The organism is Streptomyces sp. NPDC051219 (assembly GCF_040682335.1).
Lineage (GTDB): Bacteria > Actinomycetota > Actinomycetes > Streptomycetales > Streptomycetaceae > Streptomyces.
In genome coordinates, this window is sequence record NZ_JBFBAS010000011.1 from 1 (window position 1) to 23,858 (window position 23,858).

Genomic DNA, 23,858 nt, shown 5'->3' on the forward strand with positions numbered 1-23,858 from the left:
CATGGGCCGGAGAACATGGCCACCCTCCGCAGCTTCGCGATCAACCAGCTCCGCCACGCCGGCCACACCAACATCGCCGCCGGACTCCGCGAGATAGCCCTCCACCCCTTCGAACGGCCGCTGACTCTCCTCGGCCTCAGCTGACCAGCACAGATCCAAGATCATGAGACTTTGCAATCGCCCTGTCGCGGATTGAGCGTCCGCAACTCCCGCAGACGCTGCTTCTTTTCGACCGCGGCCGCACCGCACCGTCATCACGTTTCCGCGGTCGAGCCGGATGTCTTGGATCAGGCCCGGCCCCGGCCACCGAAGAGCGCGTAGAGCTTGCTCAGAAGCACAAGCAGCAAGTCATGCCCCTGCCGTACCGCTCCGGACACTGGGCTTGCCGGGGCGGGAGCCCCGGGCGGCAGGAAGCCCGCCCGTCCCCTCCACGCCAACTGCGGCAGGGCCTCCTACTGCTCGGTCGGATTCGACACCCTCGAGCTGTGTAGGAGGCCCCGCCTTCATGGCCGGACCGTCTGGAGATTACCCGGTGGGGAGCTTCGTTCGATCGCCGGACGGACTGCCCGGGTAAGCGAAACCCCGCGTAACGGTCAGCACCACTTGAAGGAGCTCATCTTGTTGTCGAACCACCACGGCACGTAGGCCCACTGCTCCCTGGGGCCTGTCTTGAATTCGAGACCGCTGTACCAGGTGTTCTCGTAGAAGCAGATGCTGCTCCAGGTGTTGTTCACCACGGAGGAGGTCAAGTCCTGCATCCCCCACGTAGTGGAATCAACGCCTGTAGCTATCTTGCCCATGTCGGGTACTGACTCGTCCGCCGCGATGGCGCCAAACTTATGCCACGGCTCCTCTGCTATGAAGTTGGGTCCGGCCCACGCGCATACGTAGTTGGAGGGGCACGAATTAACTCCGGTCCCGATGCTTCGTTTGGTAGCGCTTGCGGACGTGACCGTGCCGGCGAGCACTATGGCCAGCGCGGTCGCGCCTATTCCTAGCCTCATCATCGATCTGCGCATATTTAGAACACCCTTTCGGTTATTCCTCGACTTGGTGGCTGAAAACGCATCGTAGGATCAACTGGGCGTGATCACTTGCTCCTGCGATGGTCTCCGCTATTCGACGGGACCGTGCCCCAGTTGCCTGGGCGCGATCCCGGCCGAACAGCTGGCTATGGGTGGACGAGCTCAGCACCATTTAAGGGACTCGATCTTGTTGTCGATCCACCACGGCACGTAGGCCCACTTCTCCTTGCCCTGGATCCTGAATTCGAGACCGCTGTACCAGGTGTTCTCGTAGAAGCAGACGTTGTTCCACGTGTTGTTCACCACGGAGGTGGCGTTATCCCGCATTCCCTGCCAGCCGCCCATCTGACCAACCCATTCCACCTCCTGTGTATTGGGATGGGGCGCATCCCACGCCGCTGAGCCGACGACTCCGTATCGGCTCTCCCCCGTCCGGAAGTCGCTTTCGCTCCACATGCATACGTGGTTGGCGGGACAGCCCCCACTTCCGCTATTGATGGGGCCAAACGGGATTGCGCTTGCGGACGTCGCGGTGCCGGCGAGCACCCCAGTCACCGCGGCAGCGGCTATTCCAAACCTCAGTGTCGATCGACGAAGATTCATGCTAATTCCTTCCTTGCGTGTCGTCAGCCGGCGCGAAACGAACGTGTAGTTGCGACCAGCATCCTTGAAGATCTGGTGAGCATCCAGGACTAGGAAAATCACTATAAATGCACCTTGCATTCATCCGGCGACTGTGCAAGTTGCCTCAGTCTCCCTAGATGAAAACATCAGCGCCCTGGGAACTCGATCCAGTCAGCCTTGTCATTCATCCACGAGGGAAGGCTTGACCACCACTCACTCGGCTGGGCCGTGAATGCTGCCCCGCTCTCGTAATCCACCAGGACAAGCTTGCGCTCAAGGACCGGCTCCGTCCGCGACCAAAACCTGAGGGAAGAGACTTGGTTTTTCACGTAGTCGGGGAGCCATTGCTGCGTGGTGACAGGCGTCTCCCAGCAGTCACCCGTGTAGTTGGTGGTGGTAAACAGCTGTGCGTAGCCCGCCTGCCCGTAATGGTTGCAGTTTCCAGCCGCACTAGCGCTGGGGGCGGACACGAGAAGGCCCGCCATGGCCGCCGCGGCGACCACTCCAGCCTTGAATCGAAAACTCTTGATCATTCGGAACCTTCGGGAATCTCTGAATGGACGGGTAATCTCGCCACAAGGCGATGGTTGATCGGTCAACTCGCCGAACAACTGGCCGGCACCCTTTGCTGGTACTTCGGTCGGCCTTGATGGACCAAGAATTCTGCCCTGGAACATTGATCCACAAGTAGACTTTCGGCATAGGCGGATCGGCAGTGGTCTTACGAGGCAAGCCGGATCGGTTGTTCAGTCGCCCGGGGAACCCCGCACTGGCATTGGTTGAAGTACGAGACAGCGACCGCCGGCTGTGACCTGATAAGAGCCTGGCTCGCACGCCTCACGCACTTGTGTCCCGGTGCTCCGTCGGTGCAGCTCCAGCCCGGCGGACCGCAAAAGGACAGGTGCCCTGGAGTCCCAGCACGAGCGTGACTCTTGGTGTGGACACCCCACGCCGACGTCCATGTCGCTGCCGCTCTCGACCAGCTCGGGCGCCAGCTCGGCACGCTCGTCATCCCCTCAACACCGGTTGGCTATGCGTCCTTGGAGGCATGGGCCACCAGCCTCGGCACCGTCGAGCAGGTGGCTTTGGAAGGCACCTGCTGCTACAGCGCCGGCCTGTCCCGGTGACTGCGGCAGCACGGCCACCACGTGGTCGAGGTCAACCGCCCGGACCGTCCAGCACCCGCCAGTCCCACCACATCCTCATCTCCGCGGTCATGGCGGGCCGCTGGCGACAGACAGACCTACGGCCCGGCTCCTTCGGACATGGCACATGGACCGAATCGCGTGCCCGCCAGTACTGGCGGCCGTACGCGCCGCCCTCGACGCGGTCAAGGCGGCCCGGAAGGCGGCCGCCCACACCGTCGCCATGGCCCTCAACGAAGCCGCCGGCATCCACACCGCATTCGCCGATACCCGGCCGCCTGCACTGTGCATGGTCAACGTGGGCGGCGCCCGGATCCATGGCTCGCGGTCGGCGACGGGACTCGCGCACACGTCGCTCTGCACAGGCTCTCACTCGAGCAGTACAGCCAGATCATCGAGCTCCTCGACCACGGCTGCACCCACGACATGGAGTGCGACTGCATTAAAGATCCTGGCCGCCGAAGCAGTTGTTCCCCAGCATGGCCTCGGTGGCGATCAGGCACGTGTGGGTCGAGGGCGAGCTGATACGGGTGGAGACGTGGAGGTTCATGACCATGTGTCCTGCCTGCGGGTTCGTTTCCGATCGCCTGCACGGTCATCACGTGCGGCAGCTGGCGGACCTTCCGGTCCCGGGGCCGCAGGGTGGTCATCGACCTGCGGATGCGCCGGCTCCTTTGCTGCAACCGCGACTGCCCGCAGACCACCTTCCGTCAGCAGGTGGCCGGGCTCATGTGGCGCAACTCCGAGCCGCTCGGCCGCACCGACCTGCACGGCCACTTGGTTCTCTTGGCCTGCTGGACTCTGAAGCGCATGCAACTGGTTGCGCGCGCAGCCGTACATCCGTGCCTGGTCGCAGGCCTACCGAAACGACGGGGTGGTCGTCGGAGTCCACACGCCGGAGTTCTCGTTCGAGCACGAGATCGAGCGCGCGCGGCAGACGATGACGGAGTGAGGGATCAACTACCCGGTTGTCATCGACAACGACTACGGAATCTGGTCCGCCTTCGACAACCACTACTGGCCGGCGCTGTACTTCGTCGACGCGGACGGCATCATCCGCGGCCACCACTTCGGCGAGGGACGCTATCTGATCCCTGGTCTCCTCAAGGCCGAACCCGCCGCGCCCGGTCAACTGGGCGCGGCGGTACTCGTCGGGGACCTTGCTGTCTGCCGTCCCTATGCGTCCGCCGTTGTTCGGCACTGTCCGCCGTGGTTGTCACGCAGTTAGACCCTCAGCGGCGTTGAGCGAGCCTCTGCGCGGTAATCAACTTGTCACGGATTCTCGGTGAAGCGGACGGACCAGGCGTAGCCACTCAAGCCGTCGTGCGGAACCGCCGGACTTCTCTGACCTGGCAACCGTCGTGGGCATACTTGCGGGCGAACCGGTCGAGACGTTGCGCGTCGGTGAGGTCCTTCCCCCGGCTGACGGTGGCGCCCGGCAGGCTCTGCCGACGGAAGGCCGGTCAGGGTTCCTCGGACTCCGGTATCAGGTGCACGGCCGCCTCCTCCGCAGAGGCGGCTCCGTCGATCCCCACGTCGTGAGCGATCAAGGACTTCTCGAGAATCGAGTGCGCGCCCTCGTCCGGGGCCACCAGGCGGCCGGCCCGCGTCTCGCCGACCTCGTCGTCGATCAGTTCGCCGTCGGTGTCCCACGTGTCCCCCAGTCCGTCCCCCTCCGGGGCGGAGACATCCTGCGCCTCCTGGGCCAGCCGCTCGTCGAGGGTCTCGCCCCGATGCTGCTCGGACGCCGTGGTCCCCACCTTCTCGACGGCCCAGGGCCGCTCCGGCGGGGAGTATCCCTCTGCGAGGATCTGCTTCGCCGGGTCCTCGAGTGTGTCCTCGGCGTCCAGCAGCCCGGCGTCGTCCTGCACCTCGGACCCGTCCGGCTGGTAGACGTCGTCGCCCATCGGGCTCTCGGTCATGGCTCCTCCTCTCCGCCCCTGCCCTTCCAGTCTCCGTCCGCCTGCCGCGCCCGGCACCTGACGGCGTCGGCGGGACACCCGCCGGCCCGTACACTCCGAGCATGGGTTGCACACACGCGGTGAGGGAGTGCCTGGGGCAGGCACCTCGCGCGCTGCGCCCGATCGCGCCCCCGGCCTGCTGCCGGGCGCTGCACGGCCACGGCTAGCACTCTCCGTCGGCCGTTTTCCGGGGGCTCGCGCCGCCCTCGACCCAGCCCGGGGAATTCCTTCCTCGTGGCACGATCTGCCGTCCCTTCGAGAGGACTCCTGTGAAGTTGAGCGAACTGCTGGCCGGACACGACCACGAGGTACTCCACGGCGATCCGGAGACGAGGATCACCGCCGGCACGTGCTTCGACGTCGCCCGCGTCTCGCCGGGTTCGCTGTTCATCGCCGTGCCCGGTCACCGCGAGGGGGGCCCGGAGGCCGTCGGACCGGCCCTCGCCCTCGGTGCGGTGGCGGTGCTGCTGGAGAGCGCCGACGGCGCGGCACCGGACCTTCCCGCCTTGGTGCGGGCGTCCGCCGCCGGGCTCTGTGCCGTCCGCGTGCCGGACGCCCGGAAAGCGGCCGCGGTGGTCACCTCCCGGTACTACGGCGAGCCCGGTCGGGAGATGGACATGGTGGCCGTCACCGGCACCAACGGGAAGACGTCGGTGTCGTACATGGTCGAGTCGCTGCTGCGGATCGCCGAGGGTGCGAAGGTGGGAGTCATCGGGACGGCCGGCAGCCGGATCGGAGACGCGCTGATCCCCATGCCGAGGTCGGTACTGACCACTCCGGAATCGCCGGACTTCCAGTACCTGCTGGGGTGCATGCGCGACCGCGGGGTCGCCACCGTGGTCCTGGAGGCCACTTCGATGGGCCTGCTGACCCACCGGGTGGACGAGGCTTTCATCGACGTCGGGGTCTTCACCAACCTCACGCAGGACCACCTGGACGACCACGGCACCATGGAGAACTACCGCGACGCCAAACTGCGCCTGTTCCAGGGACTCTGCCGGCGTGCGGTGGTCAACGCGGACGACCCGGTCGGCGCCTCGATCCTGGCGATGATGCCCGGTGAGGTGACCACGTACGCTCTCGAGGCCGAGGCAGACTACCGGGCGACCGACCTTCTGATGACGGCCGTCGGCACCCGTTTCAACCTCCACTACGGCGGCCGCGTCTATCCGGCGGCGATCCCCGTACCAGGGCGGTTCTCCGTGGCAAACGCGCTGGCCACCCTGGCGGCCTGCCATCTCCTGGGCCACGACCTCGAAGGGCTGGTTGCGGCGCTCGACCGGATGCCCCCGGTCCCGGGCCGGCTCGAACGCTTCGAGACGCCGCGGGGGACGTCGGTGATCGTGGACTACGCGCACTCCCCGGACTCCCTGGACAAAGTGCTGACCGCCATCCGCGACTTCGCCCCGGGCAGGGTCATCACCGTCTTCGGCTGCGGCGGCGACCGGGACGTCACCAAGCGCGCACTGATGGGAGAGATCGCCGGGACCCTCTCCGACCTGTGCGTCCTCACCTCCGACAACCCCCGCAACGAGGACCCGGAAGGGATCCTGGACCAGATCGCCCCCGGTCTGACCGGGACCGGTACGCGCTTCGAGCGGATCGCCGACCGCCGCTCGGCGATTGCCTTCGCGCTGTCCGCCGCCGAGCGGTACGACATCGTCCTCATCGCGGGGAAGGGCAGCGAGCCGTACCAGATCGTCGGCGAACAACTGCTCCCCTTCAGCGACATGGCGACGGTGCGGGAACTCGCCGCGGCGCCGCGGTAAGCGGGTTCCGGGCGGAGCACGGGTAGGCAGGTCGGCCGGGCCCTGCCCACGGTCGGCGCAATCCTCCGGGCGCGGGCGCGGTGTGCCGACACTGGCGGGACACCGCCGCACCCAGGAGCGCCCTTGCAGCCGAAGCCCGGAGGTGCCCTGACCGCTGTGATGGTGGTGCTGACGATGACGACGGGCATGGTCGAAGCGGTCAGTTTCCTCGCGCTCGGACCCGTGTTCACCGCGATGCAGACGGGCAATGTGCTGTTCCTCGGGTTCGCCCTCATGCGCGAGGGCGGTCTGTCCGCCGCGGCGTCCGCCATCTCGCTCGGGGCGTTCGCCCTCGGAACGGTCGCCGGCGCCAGGCTGGAGTCCGGGGTGGACGCCCGGCAGCGCCGGTGGTTCGTCGTGGCGCTGCTCGTGGAGTCGTGTCTGCTGGCCGTCGCGGCGTTCGCGGCCTGGGGACTCGAGCGGGCGGACGGCTCGCCCTCCGGCCGGCATGTGGTGGTGATCGCCCTGGTGGCGCTTGCCATGGGCGTACGCAACGTGACCACGCTGCGCGCTCATGTGCCGGATCTGCGACCACTCTGGTCACCCGGGCCATGACCGCGATGATCAGCGGATCGCCTCTCGGGCACGACACCGCACTCGGCTACGGCAGCGGTGCGACGGCTCGCAGGACAGCCTCCGTTCTGGCGATGTTCCTGGGCGGCCTCGCCGGCGCGTGGCTGATCCGCGCGGATTGGCCTCCGGCCGGCGTCCTGCTCGCTGTGGCGGGGACCGTCCTCGCCGTCGGCGTCGGATACGCCACCAGGCCTCGGCTCCACCCGCGCGGAGCGCGCTGACTCGTACCGCTCAGCTGCGGCGGTTTGAGGAGCTGCGGGCCCCGCCGGGCCGCAGCTCCTCACCGGCGAGCGGTCCTCAGAAGCTGAACACCGTGCCGCGGCCGCTGTCCATGGCGCAGGGGTTGCCGAAGGTGTGGACGTAGGAGAGGCGCCGGCCTTCCCACACGCCGTCCGCCGTCACGGTGACCGGGTCCCACTCCTTGGTACAGGTGGCGTGGGAGCCGGGAACGGTGATGGCGTCGAGCTGGGCTTCGGTGGCGCTCAGCTCGGCGCAGGCCCCGGCCGGGTCGGGGTGTGTACCGCTGGGGGTGGGTGCACAGCTGATGGTCACCGCGCGCTGCACCGTTCCGCTCTCGGGGTCGGCGCCCTCGGTGATGGTGAGCACCAGGGCGGACGGTGCGTACAGGCTGTCCGCCCCGGACTGCGTGGCACCGGCCGTGCCGGCGCCGGGCAGCGCGGTGAGCGCCAGGGTGGCGGCTACAAGCGTCAGACTCCTTGCGGTGTACCGCATTTCGAACACTCCTCTGGGTCGAGGTTTCGGAAATCGGACGCGAGTCTTGCTCACGCGGATGAAGACCACTTCACCCTACGACCAGATCCGGTCGCTCCGTGTGAGGGCTCGAGTGCAGGTTGTGGCGGCCGCGGTGCGGTTGACCTGTGGGGGAGGGTTTTCCGCAAACGGCCGAAGAAAGCTGTTCCGGTTAGTTGATCAGCTGAATTTAAGGCAGAGAAATCCTTGAACCGTGGATTGTTAGGCGTAGGGGTCGATTTCAGCCGTGCCACACGGTCGTCATGTTGCAGAACTCCCGGATGCCGTGTTCTGAGAGTTCACGCCCATAGCCCGACCGCTTGACGCCGCCGAAGGGAAAGGCGGGGTGCGAGGCCGTCATGCCGTTGAAGAACACCCCGCCCGCCTCCATGTCGCGTACGAAGCGCCGCACCTCGCCGTCGTCGCGGGTCCACACGTTGGAACTGAGCCCGAAGGGCGAGTCGTTGGCGACGTCCACCGCCTCGTCGAGGCTCGACACCCGGTAGAGGGTGGCCACGGGCCCGAACGCCTCCTCGCGATGGATACGCATCTCCGCAGTGATGCCGGCCAGCACGGTGGGGGAGTAGAACCAGCCACGGTCGTGGTTCTCGGGGCGGCCGCCACCGCACAGGACCGTCGCACCCTTGCGTACGGCGTCCTCCACCAGCTCCTCGACATCGGCGCGGCCCTGCTCGCTGGCCAGCGGACCGACATCGGTCGACTCCGCCATCGGATCGCCCACGGTCAGCGCCGCCATGCGCGCAGTGAAGCGCTCGGTGAACGCGTCGTAGACGTCCGTATGGACGATGAAGCGCTTGGCGGCGATGCAGGACTGCCCGTTGTTCTGCACCCGTGCCGTCACGGCGGTCGCGGCCGCCCGCTCGATGTCGGCCGACGGCATCACCACGAACGGGTCGCTGCCGCCGAGTTCCAGGACCGTCTTCTTGACCACGTCACCCGCGATCGACGCCACCGACCGGCCGGCCGGCTCACTCCCGGTGAGTGTCGCCGCGGCCACCCGGTCGTCACGCAGAATCGCCTCGATCGCGCCGGAGCCCACCAGCAGAGTCTGGAAGCACCCCTCGGGGAAGCCCGCCCGCCGGAAGAGGTCACCCAGGTACAGCGCGGTCTGCGGAACGTTCGAAGCGTGCTTGAGCAGGCCGACATTGCCCGCCATGAGCGCGGGAGCCGCGAACCGTACGACCTGCCACAGCGGGAAGTTCCACGGCATCACGGCCAGTACCGCGCCCAGCGGCCGGTAGCACACCCGTACCGCGGACGCGCCCGAGTCCCGTACGTCGGCCTCGGAGGGCAGCTCGTCCGCGAGCAGCGCCTCGGCGTGCTCGGCGTACCAGCGCATCGCCTTCACGCACTTCGCCGCCTCGGCGCGCGCGGCCGCGATCGGCTTGCCCATCTCGGTGGTCATCGTGCGGGCGATGTCCTTCTGGTCGCCCTCCAGAAGACCGGCCGCCGCGTTCATCAGCCGCGCCCGTTCGGCGAAGTCGGTGGTGCGGTACGTGCGGAACGCGCTCGCGGCGGCGGCCAGCCTGCGTTCGATCTCCTCGGGGCTCAGCGCGTCGAACGTACGGAGCGTTTCACCGTTCACGGGGTTCACCGTTGCGATGGGCATGGGTGTGTCCTCCTTGAGCTCGCATCACCGACCTTGCCGCGCCCCGGTCGCTCACGCAACGCGGGATGCGGGGGTCCGGCACGTCGCCGAGACTGGGCGGGAAGGTGTCGGGAGGCGAAGGAGCCGCGCATGCACCCGGTGGAGGCACTGGACCGGATCGCCTTTCTCCTGGAGCGTTCCCTGGCGGAGACCTACCGGGTGCGCGCCTTTCGCAACGCCGCCCAGGCTCTGGCCGGTATGCCGCTGGATGAGGTGCGCCGACGGGCTGCTGACGGAACGCTGGAGAAGGTCAAGGGCATCGGGCCGAAGACGGCGCGGGTCGTGGAGGAGGCGCTGACGGGCGAGGTGCCCAGCTACCTCCGGCGACTGGAAGAAGAGGCGGCGGCGCCGCTGGCCGAGGGTGGCGAGCGGCTGCTTGCGGCGCTGCGCGGTGACTGCCACCTGCATTCGGACTGGTCGGACGGAGGCAGCCCCATCGAGGAGATGGGCCGGGCAGCCGCCGCGCTGGGGCACGAGTGGGCAGCGCTCACCGACCATTCGCCCAGCCTGACGATCGCGCGTGGACTGTCCGTGGAACGGCTACGGGAGCAGCTGGACATCGTGGAGCGGCTCAATCGGGAGTGGGCTCCCTTCCGCCTCCTCACCGGAATCGAGTGCGACATCCTGCTCGACGGCTCCCTCGATCAGGAACCGGAGCTGCTGGAACGGCTCGACGTCGTCGTCGCCTCCGTCCACTCCAAGCTGCGCATGGACTCGGCCGCGATGACCCGGCGGATGGTCAGGGCGGTCGAGAACCCGCTGACCGATGTGCTCGGCCATTGCACCGGCCGCCTGCTCGCGGGCAGGAAGCGGCCCGAATCGCAGTTCGACGCGGAGCGGGTGTTCGCCGCATGTGCCGAACACGGCACGGCGGTGGAGATCAACAGCCGCCCCGAGCGGCAGGACCCGCCCCGGCGTCTGATCCGCCGGGCACTGGCCGCGGGGACGCTCTTCACGGTCGACACGGACGCCCACGCGCCCGGCCAGCTCGACTGGCAGATCATCGGATGCGCACGCGCCGAGGACTGCGACGTGCCGGCCGAGCGGGTGGTCAACACGTGGACCGCGGACGAGCTCCTCGAGTGGACCCGCACGCGCCGTGCCCCCGGCGCGGGTCCTCCCCAAGCCGTTGACCGGGCCGGGCGGCCCTGATCCGAGACCTTCCCTACTCGTGGGCCGCCACGGTGAACAGTCCGCCGTCCGGATCGCGCAGGGTGACCCTGCCCGCCGCGGCGTCGGCCTCCGGGGTGGGGGCCACGCTTCCGCCGAGCCGCTCCGCCTCACGCACCGCGGCCTCGACATCGTCCACCAGGAAGTACACGTGCCACCGCGGGCGGACATGCGGGTCGGGAGCCGCCTCCACGCCGCCGCTGCTTAGCCTCGCCACGATGCTGTTGCCCTGCCGCAGGACGACATGGTCGTCTTCGTAGTCGACCTCGCAGCAGTCCGGACGCCCACCGGCCCAGCCGAGGACCTCGCCGTAGAAGATGGCGGCGTCGAAGGCGTTGCGGGTACGCAGTTCGATCCAGGCCGGCGAGCTGCCTTCCGTCGCGGTCCAGTCGGGCAGCACCTCGCCTTCCCAGAAGCCGAACACCGCGCCGTCGCGGTCCGCCGCGAGCGCCGCGCGGCCGGTTCCGAAGGCCAGGGGACCCACGGCGACCGTGCCCATGCGCTCCCGGATGCGCGCGGCGGTCTCGTCCGCGTCGTCGACGGCGAAGTACGGCGTCCAGGACACCGCGATCTGCAGCGTGTGCGCCAGCGCTCCGATACCGGCGATGGGTACCCCGTCGCGCATGGCGACGGAGAACTCCTTGCCCAGCCGCGTCGCGGGACGGAACGTCCAGCCGAGGACCGCGCCGTAGAACTCCTGCGCGGCTGAGAGGTCTCGGGCCATGAGGCTGACCCAGCACGGCGCTCCATAGACTGCATGACTTGAGGTCATGCCAGACTCGCCTCACTTTTGTGTGTGCCCCGGGGTCTCATGAGCATTTCGGGTTCCACCCTGCACCGCGCCGCAGGACCCCGCAACGTAGGACCGGCCGGCCGGTCACACACCGTGTCTGCGGGCCAGGAGTGGACGGTGAGTTCCGCGTGACGGGATACTGGGGAGCGGCGGCGGGGGAGCGGGACACGCGGGGTGCCGCCGATTGCGCAGGGGGGTCTCCCAGGAGGGAGCGGACCCATGGGATCTTCGTCCGGCAAGCGGGTCGTCGTCACCGGTGCCACCGGGAACTGCGGCACCAGCGTGGTGAAGGCACTGGGTGAGGACCCGTCGATCGCGTCCGTCCTGGGCATCGCGCGGAGGATCCCCGCCTGGTCACCGGAGAAGACGGAGTGGGCCGCCGCGGATCTGTCGATCGACCCCGGCCTGGAAGGCTACTTCGAAGGCGCGGACGCCGTCGTCCATCTCGCCTGGAAGTTCCAGCCGACGCACGAACCGGCGGTGACCTGGTGTACGAACGTTCTGGGCAGCGTACGCGTGTTCCAGGCCGTGGCGGCCGCCGGCGTCCCCGTACTCGTACACGCCTCGTCCGTGGGGGCGTACTCACCGGGACCCAAGGACCGTACGGTGGACGAGGGGTGGCCGACCCACGGCTGGCCGGAAGCGGGATACTGCGTCGAAAAGGCTTATCTGGAAAGGACCTTGGACGCCTTCGAGCCGCGGCATCCCGGCATCCGGGTGGTGCGTATGCGGCCCGGCTTCCTGTTCAAGAAGGAGTCGGCGAGCGAACAGCGCCGTATTTTCGCCGGACGCTTCATACCCGGAGCCCTCCTCCGGCCGGGCATGCTGCCCGCCGTGCCCGGCATCGCGGGGCTGCGGTTCCAGGCCATGCACACCGACGACGCGGCGCAGGCGTACCGGCTCGCCGTGGAGCGAGAGGTCCGCGGCCCCTTCAACGTGGCCGCCGAGCCGCCCGTCGACGCCAAGGTGCTGGCCCGGCTGCTCGACGCGCGCGTACTGCGGGTGCCGCGCACGATGGCGCGCTCGATCCTGTCCGCCGCCTGGGGAATGCACCTCGTACCGGCATCGCCGCAGCTCTTCGACGCGGTGCTGCATCTGCCGCTGATGGACTGCACTCGGGCCCGGGACGAACTCGGCTGGCATGCCGAGCACACGGCCGTCGAGGCCATCGAGGAGTTTCTCCTCGGGTTGCGGGAAGGCAGCGGAATGGACACCGCGCCGCTGGCCGGGCACAAGGTGGGCTGACGGCCGGCACGCGGCAGGAGGGCCGACGGCCCGGACCGGCCCCCGCTCGCCGCGTGCGAGGGCGACGCAGGAGAAGGGGAGGGGCGCGTCAGGCCGCTGCGGCGCGCCCCCCGGCCGGGACCGCCTCGGCTGCCGGCGGCGGTCCGGGCGGGGTTCCGTCGCCGAACGGACGTCCGCCCAACTGCTCGCGGTGGTGCGGGGTCAGCCAGCCGGACAGGTCCGGCCCGCATGGCACGATCCGGGTGGGATTGATGCCGGAGTGCACCTGGTAGTAGTGCCGCTTGATGTGGTCGAAGTCCACGGTGTCGCCGAACCCGGGCGTCTGGAACAGGTCCCGGGCGTAGGCCCACAGCACCGGGTCCTCGCTGATCTTGTTGCGATTGCACTTGAAGTGGCCGTGGTAGACGGCGTCGAAGCGGACGAGGGTGGTGAAGAGCCGGATGTCGGCCTCGGTGATGGTGTCGCCGACCAGGTACCGCCGGCCGGCCAGGCGCTGGGAGAGCAGGTCCAGCCGGGCGAAGAGCTTCTCGTACGCCTCGTCGTATGCGGACTGCCGCGAGGCGAACCCCGCCTGATAGACCGCGTTGTTGACGTCGCGATAGACGGCCTCCATGACTTCGTCGATCTCGTCGCGGAGGTGCTCGGGGTACAGGTCGGGAGCGCCGTCGCGGTGCAGCGCGCCCCACTCGGTCGCGAAGTCCAGCGTGATCCGCTGGAAGTCGTTGGTCACCAGCCGGCGGCTGGCGATGTCCACGAGCGCCGGCACGCTGACACCGCCGGGATACTCCTTCTCGCGTTGGTTGTAGGCCTCGCTGAGAAGCCGGATGCCGAGAACCGGGTCCTTGCCTTCCGGATCCAGGGTGAAGCGCCAGCTCCGCTCGTCCTGGACCGGGTCCGTGATCGCCAGCGAGATGGCCGGCTCCAGACCGAGCAACCGGCGGGAGATCTGCGTACGGTTCGCCCAGGGGCACGCGCGGCTCACGACCAGCCGGTAGCGGCCGGCCGCGACCGGCCAGCCGTCCCGTGCGTCGGCGGTGATCCGGTCCGCGAAATGGCTGGTCGAGCGCTTGAACTCGGTCTCTTCGTAGTCTTCGTTCCGGTGTGCGGCGCTGTCGGTGCTGTCCACGACGAGCGTTCCCTTCCTGCCCGGTGTGCGTTCGCGTTCGCCCCCCGCGCCCCACCCTGCCCAGGTGCCGCGGGTCCATGTGCCGCCGCGTACGCACACCTGCCGGGTCAGGCCTCCAGCAGGTCCTTCAGGACGGCGAGGCGCTCCCGCCAGTACGCCTTCATACGAGCCGCCGTGTCGGCGTCGGTCAGCCTCTCGTGCTGGACGCCGACCAGCGCCTTCGCCTCACCTTTGGCCGTGAAGCCGACCACGAGCCGGGTCGGTCCGTCCTCCCAGTCCGCCCGGAACGACTTCGCGGCGGTGGCCGTACGCACCCGGACCCGCGCGCCGGGCAGCCAGCGTTCGCGCAGGGCGGTGTTCTCGAACGCCTCGAAGAGGCGGTCGACGGAGACGGAGACGGTCTTGCTGGCCCCGGCGGAGAAGTATCCGTCGGACTTCTGCCCCGGTGCGCGCATCCCGCGGGCCTGCTCGTACGCCACCGTGACGCTCTGGGCCCACCAGCCGTCGACTCCGTGCTCCTCGACGAGGAAGCGGGCGATCTCGGTGTGAGTGCGCTCGGTGCCTCCCCAGGTGTCGAGAAGGGTGAACCACTCCTCGCCACTGCGACCGGTCCGCTCCCGGACGGCCGCGTCGGGCAGCTGCTGGGCCCTGATTCCGGTGGCCGCGGGCGCCGCCTGCTCGTGCTCCGCGGGCGCCGCCTCCGCGGGCTCGGTCCCGGCCTTGTCGAGCACCTGGCGACGCGCGGCGGTGTAGCTCTCGCCCGTCTTGTCCATACGGGTCCGTACGCGCTTCTTGAAGGACTTCTGCCTGGTCATCACATGCTCCCTGCCAACGGCGCGACCGCAGGACTCACGCTCCCGTCGGCCCCGCCGGATAGGGCATGCTGCCGGCATCCCGAGAGCATGAGCTCCCTTTGCCCCCACGACGCCGGTGGCGTGAGCACCGGAACGGGGGTGAGGCGCGGGATGGCGCCAGGCCCAGGGTACGTACCGCCGATGGGCCGCGCAATCGTGCCGTCGGGCGGCAGGAGTCAGCCGTGGAGCTCACCGTCGACCTGGGCGCCGGCGTGCGGGTGCGCCTCGTCCGGTGCCTTGGTACGGCCTGCCTGGGCCGGTACGGAGGCGTCGGTCACCTGGTAGGCGCGCGACTGTGTCAGGTACATCTCCCGGAAGATGCCGGCCGCGCCGGGCCGCATCAGCTGCTCGAACGTTCCGTGCTCGGCGACCATGCCGTGCTCGAGCACGTAGATGTCGTCCGCGTGCCGCACGCTGTGCAGCCGGTGTGTGATCAGGATGACCGTCTGGCCTTCGGCGGCGAGGTCTCGGATCCGGTCGAAGACCTGCTGTTCCGCCTGGGCGTCCAGGGCACTGGTCGGCTCATCGACCACGAGGATCTCCGCGTCCCGCAGCCGGGCCCGGGCGATGCCCAGGCGCTGCCACTGTCCGCCCGAGATCTGATGGCCACCCTTGTAGCCCCGGGCCAGCAGTGTCTCCCAGCCGTGCGGGAGGTCGGCGATCACCTCGTCCGCCCCGGAGTAACGTGCCGCGGCCTCGAGCAGTCCGTCGGCGGGCGGGGTGTCGGTACGGCCGATGGCGACGTTGACGCGCGCGGTGAAAGGCCACCGGAAGAAGTCCTGCGCCACCACCGCGATACGGGAGAAGATCTGCGCCCGGTCGGCCTCGGCGGCGTCCACACCGTCCCAGTGGACGGTGCCGCTGTCCGGGGCGTACAAACCGCACAGCAGCCGGACGAGCGTGCTCTTTCCGCTGCCGTTGCTCCCGACCAGGGCGACGGTCCGACCGGTGGGGATGGTGACGTCCACGCCCTTCAGCGCGGGCTCGTTGTCCGTACCCGGATAGGTGAACGTGACGTCCGAGAAGCGGATTTCCCTCAGTTCTTCGGGCAGGTCACGGCCACCCGCGGGGATCGAGCGCCGGTCGGCCTCCGTGCACAGCCGGTCCAGGTCGCCGACGAACAGGCTCTCCTCGTGCAGGTAGTTGATCTGCACGACGAGGTTCTCGAGGCTGGACGACCCGGACCGGATGGCGATGACCGCCGTGCCGGCCACGGACAGTGCCATCGCACCGCTCCACAGCAGCAGCCCGAGCACGCCGTAGGTGGTCGTGGCCGCGATTCCCGTGCCGGCGGCCGCGATCAGCCCGGTACGGGCCGCGAGCCGCGCCAGCCGCGTCTGCTCCCGCTCCCCGGTCTGGGCCATCGCACGGAAGTGCCTCAGGAGGAACGGCGCCACGCCGTGCACCCGGACCTCGGGCGCGGCCTGGGTGTCGATCAGCAGCCGTCCCAGCAACTGGCCCGCGCGGGCGTGCTGGACCCAGGTGTGGAACGAGACGTACCGGCGGCGGGCGATCGTCAGCGAACTCCACGCACTCGGCAGGGTCATGACGGCCAGCAGGGGGAGCAGAACGGGATTAGTCGTTGCAGACACCGTGTCCCCCGCAGGTCGTGTCGCATTCCAGAGGGCTGGCGCTCCGGCGTGCGACGCGCTGCGGTGCATCAGCGTGTGCCTTTCCCGGGTGTTACGAGTAACCAGCATCCCAGTCGGAGGGGCCGCCGCGCGGCTGCTTGAGAAGGCGGCATGCGCAAGGCGCGCTTGACGTTGCCGAGAACGCAGTGTGAGGCGATGACGCCGACTCGCGGTCCTCGGAGACTGCGTGCTCACCCTGACGCCATTGCGGCAGCGCGACGCAACCGCCCTTCTGGCCTTGGCGGTTATAGTTTCAGGCAGCGTCGCGTGCCGGTGGCGGATGGATCGTCAGGCATGGAGGCGTCGCATCGAAAGGTGGCTCCGGCCATTCCCACCCCAATTTCACAGAAGATCACGCTTTACCCCGCCGAGGACCGGTTCTTCGGCCCCCGACCCGCCGTCCTCGTCCTGCCCGGCGGCGGCTTCCGGGAACTTCCACCGCACGAGGGCGAAGGCTACGCGCGCTGGCTGTCCGGCCTCGGAATCCACGCCTTCGTCCTGTCCTACCGGCTGCTGCCGGACCGGTTCCCGGCCCCGCTCGAAGACGCCCGGGCCGGGTTGGACCACATCCGCAACGGCGACCACGGCCTCGACGTCGGCCGGGTCGGCGTCATCGGATCAAGCGCGGGCGGCCAACTCGCCGGCCTGCTCATGACCGGCCGGGTCCTGTCCATCGAGGAGGTCGTCGCCGCCCCGCCCCGACCGGACTTCGCGATCCTGGCCTACGCGCTGGCCGACCTCGACCTGCTGCCGCCGCCGGTGGTCGAGAACCTGCTCGGCGACCTGCTGCCCATCAAGGACGAGCTATCCCCGGCCAAGCATGTGGACGCGTCGGTGTGCCCGACCTTCGTATGGGCCACCGCTCAGGACCCGCCGGGCCTGCCCAACGCCCTGGAGTGGACCCGGGCGCTGGCGGCCGCCGCGGTACCGGTGGAGTTGCACGTCTACCCGGGCGGCAGCCACGGCATCGGCCTGGCCGACGGCGTGGAATACGGCGGCGAGCCGCATAAGTTCATTGCGCGCGAGCCGCACACCGCGTCCTGGACGACCGCGTGCGCGGCCTGGCTGCGACGGGAGGGCGTTCTTGCCGACTGACCGCGTCACCGCCTGGGGCGGGGAACTGCGGCGGGTGCACGGCAAGCTGCGCAATGCGTTGGCGCTGGCGCGGGCGGGATTGGACGGCGGCGACCCCGCTGACGCCGCCACCGACCTGCTGTTGTTCTGCCACGGGTTCTGCGCTGCCCTGTCCGGCCACCACCGCGCCGAGGACGGTTCGCTGTTCCCGGAACTGGTGCGGGCGCGACCCGACCTGGCGCCGGTGGTCGCGAAGCTGACTCAGGACCACAACATGATCGAGCATCTCATCGGTGGATTGCAGAAGGCGGTGGCCGACTCGACCGACCCGGAGGTGGCACACCGCCACCTGGACGGGATCGAGGCGGTCATGGAGACGCACTTCAAGTACGCGGAGAAGCAATTGGGAGCGGTGCTGGACGGCATGGACGCCGACTTCGACCGCACCGAGATCTTCGGCCCGATTAGCTGAGCCGCGTCCCGGTCGCGCCGCCCGCCGACGGCGCGACCGGGAATCCCACCTGGGTTCGAGCGGAACCGCCACCGCCTCGCCCGGGTCCTGAACCGCGACCGCCGAGGTTTCGGTGAAGCGGTGAACCGGACCCGTGTCACGAACCGCGACCGGCCCTAACTACACGAGCCGAAGGGCGCGATGTGGTTCGTGGCTTCTGGCAGCCGTCGTACGACGCTGTTGTCGGTGACTTGCCTGCGCAGACGCTCGATCTCGTCGTGCTGAGCCGCAAGGCGAGAGATCGCCAGGGTTCTGAACTCGGCGAGCTGCGCGATCTGCTCGTCGCGGGTGACGATGCGCTCTTTGAGCTCGGCATTCTGTGCCTTGAGCCGTTCAATCTGCGCGATTCGGGGATCGACGATCCCTCCGGCGTCGCGGAGTTCGTTCAACCTGCGCTCGAACTCTTCGGCGAGGTGCTGGTAAGCGCCAGGCCGGGCGGTTCCGTCGCGGTTCTTCTTGGAATAGAAACCGGTGCGGGTCACGCCGGCCAGGGCGGCGAGGGTCTTCAGGTCAGCCCTGCCGCCGGGCGGGAGATCTCCCTTCAGGATCCGTTCCATGGCGGCTCGGATCGCGGCCTCGTTACGGGTCTTGGACTCCTCGGTGAGCCGGGCCATCTCAGACTTTTCCAATGGAAGCGGTCTGGGCGGCGTCGATCTCAGCAACGACTCGTAGGGCGCGATCGCGTTCGGGGGTCAGCCGCACCTTCTCGCCCTTGGCGACCCGGGGGCTTTCGATGAACACGTCGATGGCGGTGGCCTGCCCGGCCCACACGGGACGGTGACAGGGATGGTGGGTGGCCTGCGGGCAGCGCGCCGAGTCACACATCCCCACCAGCGGCTTCGTGGCATTGGGTGTGCCGGCCAGGCGCAGACACAGGGCCTTGGACGGGTCGCGGAACCAGCAGAAGTTGGCGGGCCCGACGTGGAGCGTCTTGGCCTGCTTGCGCAGGAGACCCTCCAGGTGACGGTCGTCCTTGAGGATCTTCGGGTCCGTACGAGCCGCGTCCTTCAACTGAGCGTCCACGTGGTGGAACGCCTCGAGCAGGCTCCGCGCACCGGGACCGGCGGGCATCCGGCCCGCCTGGACATCCCGGAATGCCTCCACCGTCAGCTGCACGTGATGGGCCTCCTCAGCTTCCTCGATCTCGGCATGGAACAGTCGCTGGGAGCCACCGGGGCGAGCGGCATAGCCCTCAGTGGTGGCCACGGAGATGTGCTTGAGGGCGACCTTCGCCGCCAGGAGGCCGCCGGGCCGTTCCGCGATGGCCAGGGACAGCGTCCGGCGCAACATCCGCGCGTTGAGCGGACCTTGGGGAATGACCGGCAAGCCCCAGCGTTCCCGGTTGCCGGTCCGCTCCAGCCAGCCGCGCAGATTCTTCAACCGGCCGGCCAGGTCGATGGTGCCGAACAGTGCCTCACCGGCCGGCCGGTCCACCAGCCGTTCGGCAAGGGCCACCGCGTGGTCCACCTGCTCGATGACCACCCACTCGTCGGGGACGCCCCCGAACTTCTGCCCCTTGATCAGGCGGCTGGCGAGCCGGAACCGCTGGCCGCCCCCGGGCGTCGCCACGGCTGGGAGCCGGCAACCTGCTTCGAGTTCCAGCAGTTCGCTGGTCCGCATTCCACTGAGTGCACAGGTCACCACCAGACAGGCCGTCACCGCGTGATCGACCATGAAGAAGAGATCACCGTCGGCCAGCGGCAGCGTCCATGGCACGAGATCGCCGTCGGCCACACGCGGGATGACTGCGGCCTGCCGGGCCAGCGGCGGCTGGAAGCCGATCTCGGAGGCCAGCACGGTCAGCTCCGGGATCAGAGACTGCCGCGCGTCGTCCCCGAATCTCCGGGCGCCGACCGTGCGGGCGAGGGCTTCCCAGCCCAGATGCTTCAGCGGGCCTTTCTCTCCCAGTGTGATCCGCTTGCGCAGTTGAACGTCATCGACTGCGGGCAGGGGCTCTCCCGATGCTCGCATGCGTTCCAGGACCTGCCGCAGAACGGGGAGCTGCGCCAGGGTCACGCCGCCCGACGTCGGAAGGGCCGCTCTGTCGGCGCGCACCGTCTCGATCAGGTCTGCGAGATGCGGCCCCACCTCGTTGACCAGGTGCAGGCAAGTGGCCAGCAGCGGTTGCAGCATGGAGTCCGGCACGGGAGGCGTCAGGTTCGGCCCCTTCGACTTGTAGCCGACGACCTGGGTGGCGGTCTTCCCCTTCCACGGTACGAACCCCGCCTCGTAGCCGTCGCCGGACAGCAGCTCCTCGTACTGGGCGATCAGCTTGAGGATCCTGACGTGCGCCACGGTCGAGTACGGCTCCAGACGCCGTCGGGGCCGCCCCGGGTGGGGAACACTCCATGTGTGTTCCTCCAGATAGCGCTCACACAGTTCCTGCGAGACACCACCCAGAGTGGTAATGCCTTTCTCTGTAAGCCAGTTGAACCACTCGATGTACTTCTCGAGGAAGCCGTAGAGGGTCCGAGGGGAGCGAGTCGCCCGCAGCGCATGCGCACACTCCAGCACCGCCTCGTACTGCGGGGCCAGCATCGCCAACAGGATCTCCTTGGCCACGACCCGCCATTGCGGATTGATGATCTCGGTGAAGTCCCAGATCTGCTCGCGCTCGCTCATCATCCGGTGCGCGTCCACGAGACCGGAGAACACCCAGCGATCCTGCTCGAATCGCGGGCGCATCGCCCCCTCGGCCAGCCTCAGCCCGGCGATCTCACACACGTCCCCCTGGGCGAAGACCGAGACAACCCGACGGTGACGAGGCAGGGATGCGGATACGGGTAGGCGCATCACAGGGTTCCCTCCTCGGGCCGGAGCGGGAGATCAGTGTCGTCGTCTGCCACCTCGCGTGCGGCTTTCTCCTTGGTCTCCTCGGAGAGCTTCGGCAGGATCTCGTTGGCCAGGCGGTCAGCGTACGGACCGAAGACCCGGACGAAGTTCTCCGTGGGCATCTGCCGGAACTGCCGCGAGAAGAAGGCGTTCAACCGCAGCAGGTTCGCCGCGTGACGTGGAAGGAACACCGACAGCGGGCACAGCAGGCACACCCACGGACGGGCCGGACACGGCTGCCCGGCCGGACCGTGAACCCCGGCCAGTTGATCGGCGCACGCCGCAGTGAACACATCACGCTCGCCGCCGACCAACTCGGCGATGGCCACGGCATCCAGCTCGAGCCGCTTCACTTCGTCAGGGAAGTCCTCCGCGAACCGGGCCGCCTGCTTCGCCGAGAGCACCACCGGCGGCAGCGCCTTGCGCAGTACGTCGGCCTGGCCGTCCTCGATGATCGACTCCACCGCGTCGAGCTGGGCGGGGCTGGTCGGCGTGACGTAGTGATCGCCTTCGGTGCGGGCGGTGTGGTTCGGATCGATCGTGGCCCGTCCGGTCCATCCCCGTCTCGCCAGTCGTTCGTGGTACGTCGCACGAATCCGGCCGCGATGGATCACGAACGGATTCCCCGCATCGTCCACCAGGCCCACCTGCTTCACCAGATCCCGATGGCGGTTCGTGCCCGGCGGAGGACCGACGATCGGGCTGAACCCTCCACTCGTCGTGAACCACTTCGGGCTGTACGAGATCCACAGTTGCCCTCGGAGCTCGTCGTCGGCGAGGCTCCGCAGCGGAGCCGAGTACTCCAGCCACCGCTCCAGGAGCCGCACTGCGCGAGCGGGGAGATGGGAACTCTCGCGTGCGGTACGGCCCTTGATGTAGGTGATCAACATCGCGGTGTCGCCGGTCCACTCGAGGCCGTCCAGTTTCAGATCATCGATCCCGTCCGGCACGACCCCGCAGTACATGCCGAACAGGACGGAGTAGGCGACTTGGACGACCGGGTGAGGAAAAAGATCGCTGCGTACCTGCCGCACAGCCCGGCGCAGGTCCCACTGTGTCGACTTCGTGTCTCGGGTCTCCGCCCGGTACACGGGCCGGTCCGGGAAGGGGCCGTCCCGCAGTAGCAGCCAGGCGATGTCCTGCGGGCTGTGGTCCGCGCCCGTCGACGGCTCCGCGCCCCGTGCGGCCAGTGCCAGAGCGCGTCGGTGTCGGCCCCAGCTGTCATTCACCACCGCGCGACAGACCGTGCTGGTCATCCAGTAACGGACCAGAGTCGCCCGCGTCAGCTCCGAGGCAGCCCCGGCGAACCCGGCCTTGCTCAGAGCAGTCACCATCGTGCGGAGGGCCACTGCGTACGCCTTGACCGTGTTCTTCGCGCCGATGCCACCATCCGGATGAGCGTTGGCCGCGAGCCCTTGCGCCAGGTCGCGTGCCAGTCCGGGGTTGGGAAGACCGTCCAGCGAGGCCGTCCATTCACGGCCGTTGGGGAAGACGAAGTGCACGGCCAACGGCTCGTCGATCACGTACGCGGGCATCAGACCGTCTCCTCGTCGTCGAACTCGGCCGCGGCCTCGGCGACTGCTCCCGGATCCGGCGCGCCGGTCGTGTCCTTATAGGCGTCGCGATAGATCCGCGTGACGTCCAGGCGGGCGATGTAGAGCTCCGTCGACAGCACGCTCTGGTGGCCCAACAGGTCCCGCAGGATCAACATGGGGTCGTTCCGGGTCAGATACAGAGCCATCGCGCCGTCATCCCCGGTGCCCGCCGCGAGGGCGGCCGCCCGCTGGTAATAGCCTGTGACCAGCCACTCCAGGGTCGCCATCGCCATCGAATGACGTAGCCGATGCGGGGCCACCGTCGGAAACCGCAGCTCGAACCGCTCGCGGATACGGGCCGACGTCCGACGGAAGACCGTCGCCCAGTCCACGAACGGCCTCCCTGAGGACTGCAGGCCCACCAGCGCCGACCCGCCCTCCGGAGTCACCAGGCGGAGCCGCTCGGCGGGACGCAACTTTCGCCACGACCGCCGCTCCCCGTTGAGGAACGCCCCTTCCCAGTCAGGCTCCTCCACGATCAGAGGTTCCCCCAGCTTCGACGGTGGTCGCCACCGGTAACCCTCCGCCGACGCCGCCCGGTCCAGTTCGATGTACTGATGCACGTCGGCGAGCGCCTCATAGCTGATCCACGACGTACGGGCCTTCTGCCCCTTGGTGATCGCATGGCTCAGTGGAAACAGCACGGGCAGCTTGCGCGGACGGGGCGGGAGCGGCGGCACTTCGTAGATCGTCAGGTGCGTGAACTCCTGCCGGCGCAGACCGCTGGACAGCACGAGGCAGCCCATCGCCGCGTTGCGGGCCCCCTCCCGGCCGCGGTAGAGCGGGTCCGGCTCGCCATCCGGGCCGAGCCCTGCCAAGCCCCGCACGAACAGCTGCGCGAAGTCCCGCTCCAGGTACTTGATCGTCGTGTGCGGCCTCGGAGTTCGTAGCTTGGCGAGGTTCCGCTCCACCTCAACCAGAACGCCATCGGCCATGCGCCGGCCCACCCGGTAGCTGAACGGCACAGAGTTAGCGACGCCTTCGTCTCGGGCCCACGTGTAAAAGCCGGACAGAATGCCCATGTTGAGGTTCCACGTGGTGGGGTCCCAGCGTTCCTTCAACTCGCCGCCCAGTCGATACTCGGCGTACATGCTCAAGGCGGCGCGCAGTTCTGTGCGGTCGCCCAAGGGGCGGATGCCACGGGCCTGGAGGAACGTCAGCCAATCCCGGAGGCAGCCGGCGCTGTTCTGCCACGTACGCACGGCCGGGGAGCCGTTCAGCGGCAGCTCACGCAGCCACTGGTTGACGAGCACCGTCGGGCGGGGCATTCCGGGAGCGTCCTCGAGTATCAGGTCGTCGTCGATGAGCACAGGCATCTGGTCGCGGATGAGCGGCTGTTGGTCCACATCCCAGGACTCCCAGCCCACGGCGGAGAAGCTGATCAGGTGCATGGTTCGGAGACTAGATATTCGACACGAGCTGAATGCAACAGACTTCGAGGGATCACTCGAAGGTGTACCGCAGGGAATGCG

At 68.6% G+C, this 23,858-nt stretch carries 22 protein-coding genes and 1 pseudogene; 9 read left to right on the top strand and 14 right to left on the bottom strand.

Features of this window, described 5'->3' with window-relative positions; genetic code table 11:
* Nucleotides 1-593: 593 nt before the first annotated feature.
* The 3 genes from AB0M62_RS15150 to AB0M62_RS15160 all read right to left on the bottom strand — a co-directional run bounded on the left by AB0M62_RS15150 (nt 594) and on the right by AB0M62_RS15160 (nt 2,182).
* Nucleotides 594-1,019, bottom strand: coding sequence for a peptidase inhibitor family I36 protein (locus tag AB0M62_RS15150; RefSeq protein ID WP_366074630.1), 426 nt, complete (start codon nt 1,017-1,019; stop codon nt 594-596).
* Nucleotides 1,020-1,187: 168 nt separating this feature from the next.
* Complete coding sequence (locus AB0M62_RS15155; RefSeq protein WP_366074631.1) at nt 1,188-1,748, bottom strand: peptidase inhibitor family I36 protein; 561 nt, start codon at nt 1,746-1,748, stop codon at nt 1,188-1,190.
* Between the two features lie 47 nt (nt 1,749-1,795).
* The gene (locus tag AB0M62_RS15160; RefSeq protein ID WP_366074632.1) at nt 1,796-2,182 is read right to left on the bottom strand and encodes a hypothetical protein; all 387 of its coding nucleotides are present in this window, start codon (nt 2,180-2,182) and stop codon (nt 1,796-1,798) included.
* Nucleotides 2,183-2,584: 402 nt separating this feature from the next.
* Between AB0M62_RS15160 and AB0M62_RS15165 the strand changes: the two genes are divergently transcribed.
* Nucleotides 2,585-2,776 (top strand): hypothetical protein, encoded by a 192-nt coding sequence (locus tag AB0M62_RS15165; RefSeq protein ID WP_366074633.1) that lies wholly within the window; start codon nt 2,585-2,587, stop codon nt 2,774-2,776.
* An 838-nt stretch (nt 2,777-3,614) separates the two neighbouring features.
* Entirely contained in the window at nt 3,615-3,746 is a 132-nt protein-coding gene (locus AB0M62_RS15170; RefSeq protein WP_366074634.1) for a hypothetical protein, read from the top strand.
* A 511-nt stretch (nt 3,747-4,257) separates the two neighbouring features.
* Here AB0M62_RS15170 and AB0M62_RS15175 read toward each other — a convergent pair.
* On the bottom strand, nt 4,258-4,716 hold the full coding sequence (locus AB0M62_RS15175; protein WP_366074635.1) for a DUF5709 domain-containing protein: 459 nt from the start codon (nt 4,714-4,716) through the stop codon (nt 4,258-4,260).
* A gap of 308 nt (nt 4,717-5,024) precedes the next feature.
* Between AB0M62_RS15175 and AB0M62_RS15180 the strand changes: the two genes are divergently transcribed.
* From AB0M62_RS15180 to AB0M62_RS15190, 3 genes are all read left to right on the top strand, one after another.
* Nucleotides 5,025-6,524, top strand: a complete 1,500-nt coding sequence (locus AB0M62_RS15180) for a UDP-N-acetylmuramoyl-L-alanyl-D-glutamate--2,6-diaminopimelate ligase (RefSeq protein WP_366074636.1) — start codon at nt 5,025-5,027, stop codon at nt 6,522-6,524.
* Nucleotides 6,525-6,647: 123 nt separating this feature from the next.
* Nucleotides 6,648-7,118: a YoaK family protein gene (locus AB0M62_RS15185; protein WP_366074637.1), complete on the top strand. Its 471-nt coding sequence runs from the start codon at nt 6,648-6,650 to the stop codon at nt 7,116-7,118.
* A complete protein-coding gene (locus tag AB0M62_RS15190) occupies nt 7,115-7,357 on the top strand; it encodes a hypothetical protein (RefSeq protein WP_366074638.1) in 243 nt (80 codons plus the stop codon). Before AB0M62_RS15185 ends, AB0M62_RS15190 begins: the two co-directional genes overlap by 4 nt.
* 76 nt (nt 7,358-7,433) lie before the next feature.
* Here the strand turns inward: AB0M62_RS15190 and AB0M62_RS15195 are convergent, their stop codons facing one another.
* Nucleotides 7,434-7,868: a subtilase-type protease inhibitor gene (locus AB0M62_RS15195; protein ID WP_366074639.1), complete on the bottom strand. Its 435-nt coding sequence runs from the start codon at nt 7,866-7,868 to the stop codon at nt 7,434-7,436.
* 259 nt (nt 7,869-8,127) lie between these two features.
* Nucleotides 8,128-9,516, bottom strand: a complete 1,389-nt coding sequence (locus AB0M62_RS15200; protein WP_366074641.1) for an NADP-dependent succinic semialdehyde dehydrogenase — start codon at nt 9,514-9,516, stop codon at nt 8,128-8,130.
* A 129-nt stretch (nt 9,517-9,645) separates the two neighbouring features.
* Here AB0M62_RS15200 and AB0M62_RS15205 point away from each other — a divergent pair, with 129 nt between their 5' ends.
* On the top strand, nt 9,646-10,707 hold the full coding sequence (locus AB0M62_RS15205; RefSeq protein WP_366074642.1) for a PHP domain-containing protein: 1,062 nt from the start codon (nt 9,646-9,648) through the stop codon (nt 10,705-10,707).
* 13 nt (nt 10,708-10,720) lie between these two features.
* On the opposite strand, the gene AB0M62_RS15210 is transcribed toward AB0M62_RS15205, so the two are convergent.
* Nucleotides 10,721-11,449, bottom strand: coding sequence for a VOC family protein (locus AB0M62_RS15210; RefSeq protein ID WP_366074643.1), 729 nt, complete (start codon nt 11,447-11,449; stop codon nt 10,721-10,723).
* A 288-nt stretch (nt 11,450-11,737) separates the two neighbouring features.
* On the opposite strand from AB0M62_RS15210, the gene AB0M62_RS15215 reads away from it, so the two are divergent.
* Complete coding sequence (locus tag AB0M62_RS15215) at nt 11,738-12,763, top strand: SDR family oxidoreductase (RefSeq protein WP_366074644.1); 1,026 nt, start codon at nt 11,738-11,740, stop codon at nt 12,761-12,763.
* Nucleotides 12,764-12,851: 88 nt separating this feature from the next.
* Here the strand turns inward: AB0M62_RS15215 and AB0M62_RS15220 are convergent, their stop codons facing one another.
* From AB0M62_RS15220 to AB0M62_RS15230, 3 genes and pseudogenes are all read right to left on the bottom strand, one after another.
* Nucleotides 12,852-13,889 carry a glutathione S-transferase C-terminal domain-containing protein gene (locus AB0M62_RS15220; protein WP_366074645.1) on the bottom strand — a complete coding sequence of 346 codons (1,038 nt, stop codon included), beginning with the start codon at nt 13,887-13,889 and terminating at the stop codon, nt 12,852-12,854.
* Nucleotides 13,890-13,996: 107 nt separating this feature from the next.
* On the bottom strand, nt 13,997-14,704 hold the full coding sequence (locus AB0M62_RS15225; RefSeq protein ID WP_366074646.1) for a hypothetical protein: 708 nt from the start codon (nt 14,702-14,704) through the stop codon (nt 13,997-13,999).
* Nucleotides 14,705-14,919: 215 nt separating this feature from the next.
* Nucleotides 14,920-16,320: pseudogene (locus AB0M62_RS15230) on the bottom strand (ABC transporter ATP-binding protein); the annotation flags it as partial.
* A gap of 348 nt (nt 16,321-16,668) precedes the next feature.
* Here AB0M62_RS15230 and AB0M62_RS15235 point away from each other — a divergent pair.
* Nucleotides 16,669-17,469, top strand: coding sequence for an alpha/beta hydrolase (locus tag AB0M62_RS15235; RefSeq protein ID WP_366074647.1), 801 nt, complete (start codon nt 16,669-16,671; stop codon nt 17,467-17,469).
* On the top strand, nt 17,459-17,920 hold the full coding sequence (locus AB0M62_RS15240; RefSeq protein ID WP_366074648.1) for a hemerythrin domain-containing protein: 462 nt from the start codon (nt 17,459-17,461) through the stop codon (nt 17,918-17,920). Before AB0M62_RS15235 ends, AB0M62_RS15240 begins: the two co-directional genes overlap by 11 nt.
* Before the next feature lie 155 nt (nt 17,921-18,075).
* Here AB0M62_RS15240 and AB0M62_RS15245 read toward each other — a convergent pair whose 3' ends face one another.
* Genes AB0M62_RS15245 through AB0M62_RS15260 form a run of 4 tightly spaced genes read right to left on the bottom strand, consistent with a single transcriptional unit; the run spans nt 18,076 to nt 23,777 of the window.
* Complete coding sequence (locus tag AB0M62_RS15245) at nt 18,076-18,573, bottom strand: hypothetical protein (protein ID WP_366074649.1); 498 nt, start codon at nt 18,571-18,573, stop codon at nt 18,076-18,078.
* A 1-nt stretch (nt 18,574) separates the two neighbouring features.
* Nucleotides 18,575-20,752, bottom strand: coding sequence for an integrase (locus AB0M62_RS15250; RefSeq protein ID WP_366074650.1), 2,178 nt, complete (start codon nt 20,750-20,752; stop codon nt 18,575-18,577).
* Nucleotides 20,752-22,326, bottom strand: a complete 1,575-nt coding sequence (locus AB0M62_RS15255) for a hypothetical protein (protein WP_366074651.1) — start codon at nt 22,324-22,326, stop codon at nt 20,752-20,754. The genes AB0M62_RS15250 and AB0M62_RS15255 overlap by 1 nt, the downstream gene beginning before the upstream one ends.
* Nucleotides 22,326-23,777, bottom strand: coding sequence for a site-specific integrase (locus AB0M62_RS15260; RefSeq protein WP_366074652.1), 1,452 nt, complete (start codon nt 23,775-23,777; stop codon nt 22,326-22,328). The genes AB0M62_RS15255 and AB0M62_RS15260 overlap by 1 nt, the downstream gene beginning before the upstream one ends.
* Nucleotides 23,778-23,858: the final 81 nt, after the last annotated feature.